Origin of the sequence: Magnetospirillum sp. 15-1, from assembly GCF_900184795.1 — a bacterium.
GTDB lineage: Bacteria > Pseudomonadota > Alphaproteobacteria > Rhodospirillales > Magnetospirillaceae > Phaeospirillum.
In genome coordinates, this window is sequence record NZ_FXXN01000014.1 from 24,359 (window position 1) to 36,795 (window position 12,437).

Consider the following 12,437-nt stretch of genomic DNA (forward strand, 5'->3'; position numbering starts at 1 on the left):
ACTACATCCTTACGCCAGACCAGCCCCACCCTTTCGCCCTCTGACGATCGGATACCTTCGCATAAGTAACAACCCGAATGGGTTAGGGGCGCCGCCTGATGGTGCCCCCTCGATCTCCAGCTTAGAATCCCCATATCGCACCAAGGTTCACATGCGATTGGAGACGGCCATGGCCCCCCTGGATTGCACGATGGATCACAGCCTGAAGCTGGCGGGCAAGCAGATCAGCTACCGCTTCTTCACCGGCGGGCAGGCGCCGCTCAAGGTCGACCTGTTCTTCGACCGCAAGACCTTCCGCCTGGATATCCCGCCCACCGCCCCCAAGCCGGACTGGGCCAGGCTGAGCCATCACCGCTGCCCCAACTGCACCCTGTCCGAGGATTGCGCCTATTGCCCGGCGGCGCTGGGCATCGCCATGTTCCTGCCCAGCTTCAAGGATTGCGTCTCCCACGACAAGGCGGTGGTCGAGGTCGAGACCGACAACCGCACCATCGTCGCCAAGACCACCCTGCAGTCAGGTCTGGGCTCGCTGATCGGGCTGGTCTGCGCCACCTCGGGCTGCCCGCTGACCCGTTTCCTCAGGCCCATGGCCCGCTTCCACCTGCCCTTCGCCGACGAGCAGGAGACCCTGTTCCGCTCGTTCTCGTCCTGGCTGCTGTCGGCCATCGTGCAGCAGCGCATGAGCGGCACTGAAGGTCCGGTGACCCTGGACGGGCTGAAGCAGCACTATCAGGACCTGTCGGTGATGAACTCGCATCTGGCCGAGCGCATGCGCAACTCTGTCAGCCGTGACGCCCTGCTCAACGCGGTGATCATCCTCGACCTGTTCGCCCAGATCGCCCCCGACAATATCGACGGGGGCTTCGAGGACATCCTGGACGCCTTCACGGTCGAGGACGAGTGATTCGAAATCCGAATGATCAATTCGGATTTCGAATTCAGCGCCCATTGCGGGCGCGGCCAAGCAAACCAAAGGTTTGCGCCCGGCGAGGGGCAAACAAATCACGCCAGCTTGAGGCCGAGGATGCCCACCACGATCATGGCGATGCAGGCCAGACGCAGGGCATCGGCCGGCTCGGCGAACAACACCATCCCGGCAATCACCGTGCCCACCGTGCCGATACCCGTCCACACCGCGTAGGCGGTGCCCAGCGGCAGGGACCGCACGGCCATCCCCAGCAGCACCACGCTGCCCACCATGGCGGCGGCGGTCAGCACCAGGGGCAGCGGCCGCGACAGGCCATCCACGTATTTCAGCCCCACCGCCCAGCCGATTTCCAGCAATCCGGCGGCCAACAGAAGAATCCACGGCATTTCGCAATGCTCCGTCCGAACCGGGCCGTCCCGGAAGTGGGGGAAGAGGGGCCGGGTCGTCCCGTCCCTACCGTTGATCGAAGCGGATCTCGATCCGGCGGTTCTTGGCGTAAGCGACTTCGGTGGTACCGGTGTCCACCGGCTGGAACTCGCCGAAGCCGGCCGCCGCCAGCCGGTCCCGGGGCACGCCGTCGGCGGCCAGCGCCCTCAGCACGGTGATGGCCCGGGCGGTGGACAGTTCCCAGTTGGACGGGAACTTGCCCGAGGTGATGGGACGCTTGTCGGTATGCCCGTCGACGCGCAGCACCCAGTTGAGCCCCTTGGGCATGCCGGCGGCGATCTCCTTGACCGTGGCGGCCAGACGCCGCACCTGCTCGCGCCCCTGAGGTCCCAGTTCGGCCGAGCCGGTCTCGAACAGCAGTTCCGACTGGAAGACGAAGCGGTCGCCCTCGATGCGGATGCCGGGATGATCGCCCAGCACCTTCCTGAGGCGGCCGAAGAATTCCGAGCGGTACTTCTGCAATTCCTCGACCTTGCCGGCCAGGGCGACGTTGAGACGCTTGCCCAGGTCGGAAATCTGGGCCTTGTTCTCCTTGTCGCGGGCCTCGGAGGCATCCAGCGCGGCGGTGACGCGGGCCAGTTCGTCCCGCATGGCCTCGATCTGGCGGCTGAGCAGCGCCAACTGGGCGCGCCCCTCGTCCGAGATCTTCTTCTCGGCGGCCAGTTCGGCCTCTTTCTCGTCCTTCAGGGCCAACAGGGACGCCATGTCCTGGTTGACGCCCGCCGCCCAGGCCTCCAGCTTGTCCTTTTCCGCCCGGCTGCTGACCAGTTCGGCCTGCAGCGCGGCGTTGGCCTTGGTCTGCAGGTTAAGCTTCTCGGCCAGGGCGGCCATCTCGCGGCCCAGATCGTCCAGCGCCTTCTGGCGGCCCGACAGCGCCTGTCCCAGGAAGAACTGGGCCAGCACGAAAATCATCAGCAGAAAGACGATGACCATGATCAGCGTCGCCAGGGCATCGACGAAGCCGGGCCAGATGTCGACGGAACGGCGGGCGCGGCGCAGGGCCATGGATCAGCGCTCCAGCGGTTCCTCGGCGATGGCGGCGATGGTGCGCGCCAGCAGCCGGATTTCCGTGCGGAGCTCGGCCGTCAGTTGCTCGCGGCTGACCACCGTCTCGTCCACCAGCCGCTTCATGCTGCCGTCCAGGCTGCGCAGATGGGTGCGGCTGGCGTCGTCCATGCCGCCGCCGGAGCCGCCCTCGACCATGCGGGCCATCAGGGCGCGGGTCTCCAACTGCCCCTCGCCCAGCTTGAGCAGCAGCGATTGCTCGACCTTCATGTGGTCGGTGAGCGTCGACAGCTTCTCGGTCAACTGGGTCAGCGAGGCGTTGACGCTGCCCCGATTGTCCTCGCCGCGCGCGATCACCCGCTGCAGATTATCCAGGCTGTCGGCGGTCTGCTCCAGCAGGGCCTGGATATAGGCCGGTACCGACTGGCCGGCGCCGCCGTCCTCGGCCGAGGTCAGCGGGCCGCCGGTGCCCAAGCGGGTCTGCCCGGCCAGCCATTCCTCCAGCTCGTTGTAGAAGGCGTTCTGCGCCTGACCGGCATTGAGGTCGAGGAACCCCAGGGCCAGCGATCCGGCCAGACCGAACAGCGAAGTGGAAAAGGCGGTGCCCATGCCGGCCAGCGGCTTGGACATGCCGGCCTTCAGGCCCTCGAAGGCGGCGGCCGGATCGGCACTGCCGACCGCCAGGGACGCGATCACCTCGCCCACCGAGCCCACCGTCTGCGACAGTCCCCAGAAGGTGCCCAGCAGGCCGAGGAAAATCATCAGCCCGACCACGTAGCGCGACAGGTCGCGCTGCTCCTCCAGCCGGGCGGCGATGGAATCCAGCACCGAGCGAAGCGCCATGGCCGACAGGCTGACCCGGCCCTGGCGCTCGCCCAGCATGCCCGCCATGGGAGCCAGCAGGCGCAGGCGCCCGGACAGGGCCGGCTGGCCCTTGCGCCAGTTGTCCAGCCACTCCACCTCGGGGGTCAGCAGCATCACCTGACGGAAATTGAGCACGATGCCGGCCACGAACACGCCCAGCAGTAGGCCGTTCAGGGCCGGATTGTGGGAGAAAGCCGCCATCAGCCCCTCGTGCAGCAGGGCGGCCAGGGCGGCGACCAGCACCAGGAAGGCGGCCATGCGCAACAGATAGCGGGTGGGACGGATCATGGGCGACACTCGATCAGGCTGCAGGCGGAAAGGCTCGCGTGCCGGTTACCCTGGCACGCGATCGTGTCCGAAATACGGCGAACAGCCGTCGCTCAGCGCGCCACCAGCATGGCGTCAACGCGGTCGGCGGCCCCGGATTCCACCTTGTTGCCCAGCGCGCGAACCTCGATGCGGGTGGAGCGCACCCCCATCTCCATCAGGTACTTGCGCACCTCGAGCGCCCGGGACAGCGACAGGCGCCGCGCCTTGCTGGCATTGGCCTCGTCGCCGGCGGCATAGGCCAGCAATTGGAGGTTCAGGTTCTCGTCCTTATCCATGCGCTGGGCCAGACGGTCCAGTTCCATGCGGGCGGATTCGGGCAGATGGGAGCTGTCGGTGGCGAAGGGCACCGTCAGATTGTCGCCCTTGCGGCTGGGCGCGGCGGCCGGGACCGGAGCGGCCGGCGGCAGGGCCGCCACCTGGGGCAGCGGCGCCGGAACGACGGCGGGCGGCGGAGCGGGCGGAGCCACCGGCAGCGGCGGCGCCACGGGGGCCTGAACCACCGGAGCGGGAGCGACCGGCACCGGGACGACGGGCATGGGAGCGGCGGGCATGGGAGCGGCGGGCGCCGGAGCAGCCGGTGGGGGCGTCTTGACGAACTGCACCGCCGACGGAGGCTCGGGCGCCTTGGGAGCCTCGACCACCTTGGGCGGTTCGACCTTGACCGGCTCGGGCGCCTTGGGAGCCTCGACCACCTTGGGCGGCTCGACCTTGACCGGCTCGGGCGCCTTGGGAGCCTCGACCACCTTGGGCGGCTCGACGGGCTTGGGAGTCTCGATGGCCTTGGGCGGCTCGACCTTGGCGGGCGCCTTGGGCGGAGCCGGCACCTCGGCGGCGACATCCGGCTTGGCCGGCTTGGGGGCCGGAGCGGCAGCCGGGGCCTTGGGCGCCTCGATGATCTTGGCGGGCTCTGGCTTGGCGGGTTCGGGTGCCGGAATCTCGGCCTTGGGCGCGGCGGCGACCTTTTCCACCTTGGGGGCGGCGGCAACCTTGGGAGCGGCGGCCTTGTGGCCCTCGGCATAGGGCCTGAAGCCCGATTGCGGCGCCTTGGGAGCGGCGGGGCGCGCCACGGGACGCGGAGTCCCGGGAATGGCGGCGGATGGCGGACGGGTCACCAGACCCGGCAGGGTCGGCTCCGGACCCAGCTTATCCAGCACGTCCCAGTTGACGTCGACGCTGGGGCGGTATTCCCCCACCACCACCTGGGCGGATGCGGGCGCGGCCGCGACGGAAACAAGCGCTCCCAGCGCCAGCAACGCGACCTTTCTCCCCCTGTTCATCACGCCACTCTCCCGGCTGGAATCCCTCGATATTCTTATGGTCAAGAATCTAGCCGAACCGGAGTCCGGCCACAACCCTATCCCCGCGCCGCCTTCAACAGCTTCATCAGCGGCTGGTGCAGGTGGTCGTTGGCGGCCAGGACCTGACCGTTCTCCAGCATCTTCGAACCGCCCTGGAAGTCGGTGACATAGCCGCCCGCTTCCTTGACCAGCACGATGCCCGCCGCGATATCCCACGGCTGGATGCCGGTTTCCCAATAGCCGTCGCAGCGCCCGGCCGCCACATAGGCGAGGTCGAGAGCCGCCGAGCCGAAGCGGCGGATGCCCGCCACCTGACCCATCACCGCGCCCAGCTCCCTGAGGAAGGTCTCGTGACCCGGGCGGCCGATGAAGGGAATGCCGGTGGCGATCAGGGTCTCTTCCAGCTTGCGCCGAGCCGAGACGCGCAGGCGGTGCTCGTTCAAGAAGGCGCCGGCGCCCTTTTCCGCGTGGAACATCTCGTCACCCAGCGGCTGGTAGACCACGCCGGCGAAGAGTTCGCCGTCACGCTCCAGCGCGATGGAGATGCAGAAATTGGGGATGCCGTGCAGGAAGTTGGTGGTGCCGTCGATGGGATCGATGATCCAGCGATGGCTCTTGTCGTCACCGGCGACCTCGCCGCCTTCCTCGAGCAGGAAGCCGAAACCGGGACGGGCCTTCTTCAGCTCGGCGCGCAACGTCTTCTCGGCCCTGAGATCGGCCGAGGACACGAAATCGGCAGGCCCCTTCTTGGAAACCTGCAGCTGTTCGATCTCGCCGTAATCGCGGACCAGGTTACGGGCGGCCTTGCGGGCCGCCCCCATCATGACGTTGAGCAGTGCCGAGCGAATGATCACCGTTCAGCCCTTGAACCGCTCGACATAGGTGCAGTCGGTGGTGTTGACGATGATCACCTCGCCCTCCTCCAGGAAGGGGGGGACCAGGATCTTCATGCCGTTTTCCAGCCGGGCGGGCTTGTAGGACGACGACGCGGTCTGGCCCTTCACCACCGGGTCGGCCTCGACCACCTTCATCACCACCTTTTCCGGCAGGGTGATGGAGACCGGCGAACCCTCGACGAAGTCCACCTCGACCACCATGCCGTCCTGCAGGAAGCCGATGGTCTCGCCCAGGGCGTCGTTGGGCATGGTGAACTGCTCGAAGCTCTCGGAATCCATGAAGGTCATGATGGAATCGTCGCGGAACAGGAAAGTGCATTCCTTGGCCTCGACGTTGCACTTCTCGACGGTATCGGCGGTGCGCCAGCGCTCGTTGGTCTTGTTGCCGGTGCGGATGTCGCGCATCTCGACGGTGATGAAGGCCCCGCCCTTGCCGGGCTGCACGATCTGGATCTTGAGCACGGCGTACTGGCGGCCGTTGTGCTCGAGGATGTTGCCGGGACGAATCAGATTGGCATTGATCTTCATGGGACTTCCAACAGGGCTGACGGAAAATTGGCGCGGACCGTAACAGGTCGTCCACGGGAAGGCAAGAATACCCGTCAATCGGGCGGATAGCCATGCCGGACACCCGCCGGATCGGTCACCGCCGCCGCCTCTTCATCCCAATAGTCCGGTCCCACCGGCACCTTGCCGGCCCCGCCGGGAATATCGAGCACGTAGGTGGGCTGGGCGATGCCCGACAGCCGGCCGCGCAAGCGACGCATCAGCGCGCGGCCCTCGGCGATGGTCAGGCGGAAATGGCCGGTGCCCGGCGCCAGATCGGGGTGGTGCAGGTAGTAGGGCCGCACCCGGTGACGCACCAGGGCGCGGAACAATTCCTCCAGCACCTCGGCGCGGTCGTTGACGCCTTTCAGCAGCACGGTCTGCGACAGCAGCGGAATGCCCGCCCCGGCCAGACGGGAAAGAGCGGCGGCGGCCTGGGGCGACAGCTCGCGGGAATGATTGACGTGCACCGCCAGCCACACCGCCTTGCCCGGCCCGCCCAGCACTCCCGCCAGCCGGGCGGTGACGCGGCCGGGATCGCTGACCGGCACCCGCGAATGGATGCGGATCAGGTCCACATGGGTAATGGCCCCGATGCGGCCCAACAGCGCTTCCAGCCGGGCGGCGGGCAGCATCAGCGGATCGCCGCCGGTCAGGATCACCTCGCGGATGTCCGGGCGCTCGGCCACGTAGGCCAGGGCGCCGTCGATCTCCGCCTCGCCCATGGTGGCGTCGGCATCGCCCACCCGGGCGCGGCGGAAACAGAAGCGGCAATAGACCGGACAGACCAGCAGCGGGGTCAGCAGCACCCGGTCGGGGTAGCGGTGGACGAGGCCCTTCACCGGGCTGTAGGCTGCGTCGCCGATGGGGTCGGCCAGATCCTCCGGCGCCGTGACCAGTTCCTCGGCCGACGGCACGTATTGCCGGGCGATGGGATCAAGCGGATCGGCCGGGTCGATCAGATCGGTAACCGCCGGGGTCAGCGCCACCGCGTAGGAGCGGGCGACACGCTCCACCGCCTCGGCCGTATCAGGCGGAATCAGGCCGGCATCCAGCAGGTCGGCGGCGGTGCGGAGGGTGCGGCGGCGGGCGGAAGCTGCGGTCATGAAGAAAATTCACCACGAAGGCGCGAAGGCGCGAAGGACCACGAAGATTGAGGGCAAGTCCTTCTTTTCTCTTCATGCCTTCGTGCCTTCGTGGTTAACCAAAGGCCGACACGCATGACGAGATGCCGGTTCTAAAGGAAAAAGCCATGGCAGGTAAAGGATGGTGGCGGCCCGAGGTGTTCGCCGGGCGCCGGGCGAACCTGGAGCTGCGCTCCCGCGTGGTCAACGCCACCCGCGCCTTCTTCGCCGCCCGCGACTTCGCCGAGGTGGAGACTCCCTGCCTGCAGGTATCGCCGGGGCTGGAACCCCACCTCAAGGCCTTCGCCACCGCCTTCACCGATCCCTATGGCGGTCCCGACCGGCCGCTCTATCTCCATACCAGCCCGGAATTCGCCATGAAGAAGCTGCTGGTGGCCGGCGTGCCGCGCCTCTACCAGTTGGCCAAGGTGTTCCGCAACGCCGAGCGCTCGGCCACCCACCATCCGGAATTCACCATGCTGGAATGGTACCGGGCCGGCGCCTCGCTGGACGATCTGATGGCCGACACCGAAACGCTGGTCCGCGACTGTGCCCGCGCCGCCGCGGTGGAGCGGCTGCGGCGCCGGGGGACCGGGTGCGATCCCTTCGCCCCGTGGCGGCGCCTGTCGGTGGCCGAGGCCTTCGCCGAATACGCCGGAATCGACGTGCTGGCCACCGCTCCCGATCCCTGGGCGCCCGACCGTGCGCACCTCGCCGCCGAGGCAACGCGCATCGGCATTTCGGTCAGCCCCTCGGACGCCTGGGAAGACATCTTCTTCAAGGTGATGCTCGACCGCATCGAGCCCCATCTTGGCTTCGACCGACCGGTCATACTGCATTCCTATCCGGTGTCCATGGCGGCGCTGTCGCGCCCCTCCCCCGCCGACCGGCGGGTGGCCGAGCGCTTCGAGGCCTATGCCTGCGGCGTGGAACTGTGCAACGCCTTCGGCGAGCTGACCGACCCGGCCGAGCAGCGCCGCCGCTTCACCGCCGACATGGACCTGAAGCAGGCGCTTTACGGCGAGCGCTATCCCCTGGACGAGGATTTCCTGGCCGCGCTGGAGGCCGGCATGCCGGATTCGGCCGGCATCGCCCTGGGCTTCGACCGGCTGGTCATGCTGCTGGCCGGGGCGGACAGCATCGACGAGGTGCTGTGGGCGCCGGTGGCCGGCTAGAATGCTTCAGCTTCAAGCCGAAGCATTCCAGGATTCTGTGTATACGAATACTCCGCTTTTTCAGGGCTCAAGCGCCGCTCGGGCTTAAGAGTTTTTCGATTTTCCGATTCAGCTTAAATGCGAAAAAACTCTAAATAACGTCCGCCAGGGTCTTGCCGTCGAACACGCCCAGGAAGGCGGCCAGGGCATCGTCCACCAGACGGCGCAGCCGGCACTCGACGATGGGACAGGTGTCGCAGGGCTCGTGGCAGGGCAGCAGGGCCAGATTCTCCTGCTGGCGGAACAGCTCGCCCAGGGCGATATCGGAAGGCTCGCGCGCCAGACGCAGGCCGCCATGCTTGCCCCGCACCGTCTGCACATGCCCCAACTCCGCCAGGGAGCGGACGATCTTCTTCAGATGCTCGGCCGAGATGACGTAGTACTCGGCCACCTCGCGCACCGTCACCACCCGGTCGCGGTGCCGCGACAGGTAGATGAGCAGACGAATGGAAAAGTCGGTGAATTGGGTGATCTTCATGGTGCTTCCGCCCGGGGGTGGGAACCCATGGTGCTACAGGCGGCCGACCCGTTCAACGACCTTGGCGACCAGACGGGTGATTTCACCGTTGTCACCCAGCGGAGCCAGGGCCTCCAGTTCGCCCAGCAGGCTGTAAAGCACCTCTTCGCCGAACATGCCGCACTTGCCGCGCATGGCGTGGGCGTGGTCGGCGAGACGGGGCCGGTCGAGCCCCTCGGCCAGGGTGCGCAGGACCTGCTGGTCCTTGGCCATCTCGGCCATGAAGGCGGGCAGCAGGTGCTCGAGCCCAGGGGGAATGTTGATGCCCGCCGCCAGCCCGGCATCGAGCGGAGCGGCATCGGTATCGGCCGCCGGCAGCATCTCGGCCATGGCGGCCAGCAGGTCCGAGCGGGCGATGGGCTTGGACAGGAAGCGGTCGAAGCCGGCCTCCAACGCCCGCAGCCGGCTGGACTCGGAATCGTCGACGGTCAGGGCGATCAGCGGCACCGGCGCCAAGCCGTGGGAGGATTCGAACAGGCGGATGGCCTTGGCGGCCTCGAATCCGTCCACGCCGGGCATGCAGAGATCAAGAACCACCAGTTGATGGCGGCTGCCGCCGTCGGGGCGGATGACGGTGGCCTTGGCGATGGCCTCGGCCCCGTCGGCGGCCTCGTCCACGACGCAGCCGGTGCCGTCCAGGAAGTCGCGGAACACCAGACGCACCAGTTCCATGTCGTCGGCGAACAGCACCCTGACGCCGTGGGGCGCCACGCCCTGCATCTCTTCATGCTCGGGCAGGCCCAGACGCTCGACCACGAATTCGCGGAAGCGCGAGCCACTGAGCGGCGGCGAGAAGAAATAGCCCTGGGCGGTGTCGCAGCCCCGCGCGGTGATGAAGGCCAGTTGCTCCTCGGTCTCGACACCCTCGGCCACCACCTCGAGGCGCAGCGAATGGCCGAGCGCGATGATCGCCTCGACCATGGTGGCGTCGTCGCCGCTCTGCCCCATGTCGGAGATGAACGAGCGGTCGATCTTCAGCACGTCCACCGGAAAGCTCTTCAGATAGGACAGCGAGGAATAGCCGGTGCCGAAATCGTCCACCGACAGGCTGACGCCCAGAGCGCGGATGGCCTCCATCTTGGCGAGGATTTCCTCGCCGTTGGACAGCAGCAGGCCCTCGGTGATCTCGATGGTCAGCAGCCAGGGCGGCAGGCGGGTTTCGTCCAGGGCGCGGCGGATGATGCCGACGATGTCGCCCTGCTGGAACTGCCGGGGCGAGATGTTGACGGCGATGTTGATCTCGCCCAGTCCCATGCCCTGCCAGACCAGCGCCTCGCGGCAGGCGGCGGTCAGCAGCCATTCGCCGATGGGACGGATCAGGCCGATCTCCTCGGCCAGGGGCACGAACTGGTCGGGACTGACCACGCCGAGATAGCGGTTGTGCCAGCGCAGCAGCGCCTCGGCCGCCACCACCTTGCCCGTCTTCACGTCGACCAGCGGCTGGAACACCAGATGGAATTCGCCCTGGGCCAGCGCCCCGGACAACTCGTCGGCCAGACGCGAACGGGCCTGGGCGCGGGCGTCCATGGCCGGGGTGAAGAAGCGGAAGGTGTTGCGTCCGGCCTGCTTGGCCTGCTGCAGCGCCGCGGTGGCGTTGCGCATCAGCGCCTCCACGTCCTCGCCGTCGCCGGGCCACAGGCACACGCCGATGGAACACGAGATCAGGATGTGGTGGTGCTCGACCACGAAGGGTTCCTGCAGCGCCTCCAGCACCGAACGGATCACCGCCTCTACCTCGGCGGTCATCCGCACGCCGGCCAGCACCACGGTGAACTCGTCACCGCCGAAGCGCGCCGCCGTGTCACCCTGGCGCAGGCAGGCCTGGAAGCGCCGCGACGCTTCCTGCAGCACCTTGTCGCCGATCCAGTGGCCGAGCGAATCGTTGATGTTCTTGAAACCGTCCAGGCCGATGAACAGCATGGCCGCCTTGGAGCCCTCGCGCGCCGCCAGGACCAGGGCCTGCAGCAGGCGGTCGAGGAACAGATTGCGGTTGGGCAGCTCGGTCAGCGGGTCGAAATTGCTGCGATGCCAGAGCTGTTCCGCCGTTTCGCGCGCCTCGGTGATGTCCCGGAAGACCGCGATGCGCCGCGCCGGCAGGCCATCGGCGCCGCGCTGGGTGCTGACGGACAGCCACAGCCGCACCGGCCGGCCGTCCTTATGGCGGTCGACGATCTCGCCCTGCCACTGGCCGGCGGTGGACAGCTGGCGCCACATCTCCTCGTAGAAGCTGCGGTCGTGGAACCCCGAGCTGAGCATGTGGGGATCGTTGCCGATGGCCTCTTCGGCCGAATAGCCGGTGATGGTGGTGAAGGCCGGATTGACGGCGATGATGCGATTGGCCGAATCGGTGGCGAACATGCCCTCGAAGGCATTGTCGAACACCGCCTGATAGAGCGAGAGGCGCTCCACTTGCTGCGACAGCTCGTCGACCCGCCGCAGCGGCGACTTCCCCTTACCTTCGACCACGACGCCCCCAAAAATCGGCTGCTGAGAGCATGGCCCCGAACATCTTTCAACGCAAGAGGGCTACCCGAGCAACAGCGCAGAAAGCTGGCGGAAGTCGTCGACGATCCAGTCGGCGCCAAGCTCGGCCACCGGCCCGTGGCAATAGCCGAAGGACAGCGCCACGCTGCGCACTCCGGCCCGGCGGGCCGACACGATGTCGTTGGTGGAATCGCCCACCATGACGGCGGCCCCGGCGGGCACCCCCAGGCGTTCGAGGATACAGGTGACGTGGGCCGGATCGGGCTTGATGGCCGGCGCGTCGTCGGCCCCCACCACCAGATCGAACCAGCGGTCCAGGTCCAGGGCCGCCAGCACCTCGGCGGTGGCGCGGCTGGGCTTGTTGGTGCACACCGCCAGGGCCAGCCCGGCGGCCTTCAGCTCGGCCAGGGTCTCGGGCACGCCGGGCCAGGGCCGGGTACTCTCGGCCGAGCGCGGCTCGTAATCGGCCAGGAAGCGCGCCAGATAGGGCTCGACCTCGGGACCGGGCATGCCGCCGCTGGCCATGAAGGCGCGGCTGACCAGCGTCCCCGCCCCGTCGCCGACCATGGACATCACCGCCCGGTCGTCCAGCGGCCCGCGCCCCTCGGTCGCCAGCAGGCGGTTGACCGCCCCCACCAGATCGGGAAGCGAATGAATCAGGGTGCCGTCCAGATCGAACAGTACCGCCCGCAAGCCCATGCCCACTGAAACCTTCCGCAACAAAGATTGACTTGGCCGTCTCGGGCCTTTTGTGGCACCTTCCGGCCACAACCGCAACAGATTG

Annotated in this window: 12 protein-coding genes; 2 read left to right on the forward strand and 10 right to left on the reverse strand. The window is 67.7% G+C overall.

The genetic code is table 11. The annotated features are described in order from the left end of the window. The first annotated feature begins 169 nt into the window (after window positions 1-169). The gene (locus tag CP958_RS02010; protein ID WP_242442690.1) at window positions 170-904 is read left to right on the forward strand and encodes a hypothetical protein; all 735 of its coding nucleotides are present in this window, start codon (window positions 170-172) and stop codon (window positions 902-904) included. A 98-nt stretch (window positions 905-1,002) separates the two neighbouring features. Here CP958_RS02010 and CP958_RS02015 read toward each other — a convergent pair whose 3' ends face one another. The 7 genes from CP958_RS02015 to CP958_RS02045 form a co-directional block, all read right to left on the reverse strand. After that, on the reverse strand, window positions 1,003-1,314 hold the full coding sequence (locus CP958_RS02015) for a multidrug efflux SMR transporter (RefSeq protein ID WP_096700345.1): 312 nt from the start codon (window positions 1,312-1,314) through the stop codon (window positions 1,003-1,005). A 67-nt stretch (window positions 1,315-1,381) separates the two neighbouring features. Continuing rightward, the gene (locus CP958_RS02020; protein WP_096700346.1) at window positions 1,382-2,380 is read right to left on the reverse strand and encodes a peptidoglycan -binding protein; all 999 of its coding nucleotides are present in this window, start codon (window positions 2,378-2,380) and stop codon (window positions 1,382-1,384) included. Between the two features lie 3 nt (window positions 2,381-2,383). After that, window positions 2,384-3,532 carry a flagellar motor protein MotA gene (locus CP958_RS02025; protein ID WP_096700347.1) on the reverse strand — a complete coding sequence of 383 codons (1,149 nt, stop codon included), beginning with the start codon at window positions 3,530-3,532 and terminating at the stop codon, window positions 2,384-2,386. Window positions 3,533-3,624: 92 nt separating this feature from the next. Then, window positions 3,625-4,851: an OmpA family protein gene (locus CP958_RS02030; protein WP_242442691.1), complete on the reverse strand. Its 1,227-nt coding sequence runs from the start codon at window positions 4,849-4,851 to the stop codon at window positions 3,625-3,627. Between the two features lie 77 nt (window positions 4,852-4,928). Then, complete coding sequence (locus CP958_RS02035; protein WP_096700349.1) at window positions 4,929-5,726, reverse strand: inositol monophosphatase family protein; 798 nt, start codon at window positions 5,724-5,726, stop codon at window positions 4,929-4,931. A gap of 3 nt (window positions 5,727-5,729) precedes the next feature. Then, entirely contained in the window at window positions 5,730-6,296 is a 567-nt protein-coding gene (gene efp, locus CP958_RS02040; protein WP_096700350.1) for an elongation factor P, read from the reverse strand. Window positions 6,297-6,370: 74 nt separating this feature from the next. Next, entirely contained in the window at window positions 6,371-7,420 is a 1,050-nt protein-coding gene (locus tag CP958_RS02045; protein WP_096700351.1) for a lysine-2,3-aminomutase-like protein, read from the reverse strand. A gap of 146 nt (window positions 7,421-7,566) precedes the next feature. Here CP958_RS02045 and epmA point away from each other — a divergent pair, with 146 nt between their 5' ends. Continuing rightward, window positions 7,567-8,613 carry an EF-P lysine aminoacylase EpmA gene (epmA, locus tag CP958_RS02050; protein WP_096700352.1) on the forward strand — a complete coding sequence of 349 codons (1,047 nt, stop codon included), beginning with the start codon at window positions 7,567-7,569 and terminating at the stop codon, window positions 8,611-8,613. A 130-nt stretch (window positions 8,614-8,743) separates the two neighbouring features. Here epmA and CP958_RS02055 read toward each other — a convergent pair whose 3' ends face one another. Genes CP958_RS02055 through gph form a run of 3 tightly spaced genes read right to left on the reverse strand, consistent with a single transcriptional unit; the run spans window position 8,744 to window position 12,352 of the window. After that, a complete protein-coding gene (locus CP958_RS02055; RefSeq protein WP_096700353.1) occupies window positions 8,744-9,130 on the reverse strand; it encodes an Rrf2 family transcriptional regulator in 387 nt (128 codons plus the stop codon). Between the two features lie 33 nt (window positions 9,131-9,163). After that, window positions 9,164-11,635, reverse strand: coding sequence for an EAL domain-containing protein (locus CP958_RS02060; protein WP_242442692.1), 2,472 nt, complete (start codon window positions 11,633-11,635; stop codon window positions 9,164-9,166). A gap of 60 nt (window positions 11,636-11,695) precedes the next feature. Then, window positions 11,696-12,352: a phosphoglycolate phosphatase gene (gene gph, locus CP958_RS02065; protein ID WP_096700354.1), complete on the reverse strand. Its 657-nt coding sequence runs from the start codon at window positions 12,350-12,352 to the stop codon at window positions 11,696-11,698. Between the last annotated feature and the right edge of the window lie 85 nt (window positions 12,353-12,437).

Coding starts and splice junctions, on each gene's coding strand:
- CP958_RS02010 (WP_242442690.1), top strand. CDS start 170: ATGGCCCCCCTGGATTGCACGATGGATCACAGCCTGAAGCTGGCGGGC.
- CP958_RS02015 (WP_096700345.1), bottom strand. CDS start 1,314: ATGCCGTGGATTCTTCTGTTGGCCGCCGGATTGCTGGAAATCGGCTGG.
- CP958_RS02020 (WP_096700346.1), bottom strand. CDS start 2,380: ATGGCCCTGCGCCGCGCCCGCCGTTCCGTCGACATCTGGCCCGGCTTC.
- CP958_RS02025 (WP_096700347.1), bottom strand. CDS start 3,532: ATGATCCGTCCCACCCGCTATCTGTTGCGCATGGCCGCCTTCCTGGTG.
- CP958_RS02030 (WP_242442691.1), bottom strand. CDS start 4,851: ATGAACAGGGGGAGAAAGGTCGCGTTGCTGGCGCTGGGAGCGCTTGTT.
- efp (WP_096700350.1), bottom strand. CDS start 6,296: ATGAAGATCAATGCCAATCTGATTCGTCCCGGCAACATCCTCGAGCAC.
- CP958_RS02045 (WP_096700351.1), bottom strand. CDS start 7,420: ATGACCGCAGCTTCCGCCCGCCGCCGCACCCTCCGCACCGCCGCCGAC.
- epmA (WP_096700352.1), top strand. CDS start 7,567: ATGGCAGGTAAAGGATGGTGGCGGCCCGAGGTGTTCGCCGGGCGCCGG.
- CP958_RS02055 (WP_096700353.1), bottom strand. CDS start 9,130: ATGAAGATCACCCAATTCACCGACTTTTCCATTCGTCTGCTCATCTAC.
- gph (WP_096700354.1), bottom strand. CDS start 12,352: ATGGGCTTGCGGGCGGTACTGTTCGATCTGGACGGCACCCTGATTCAT.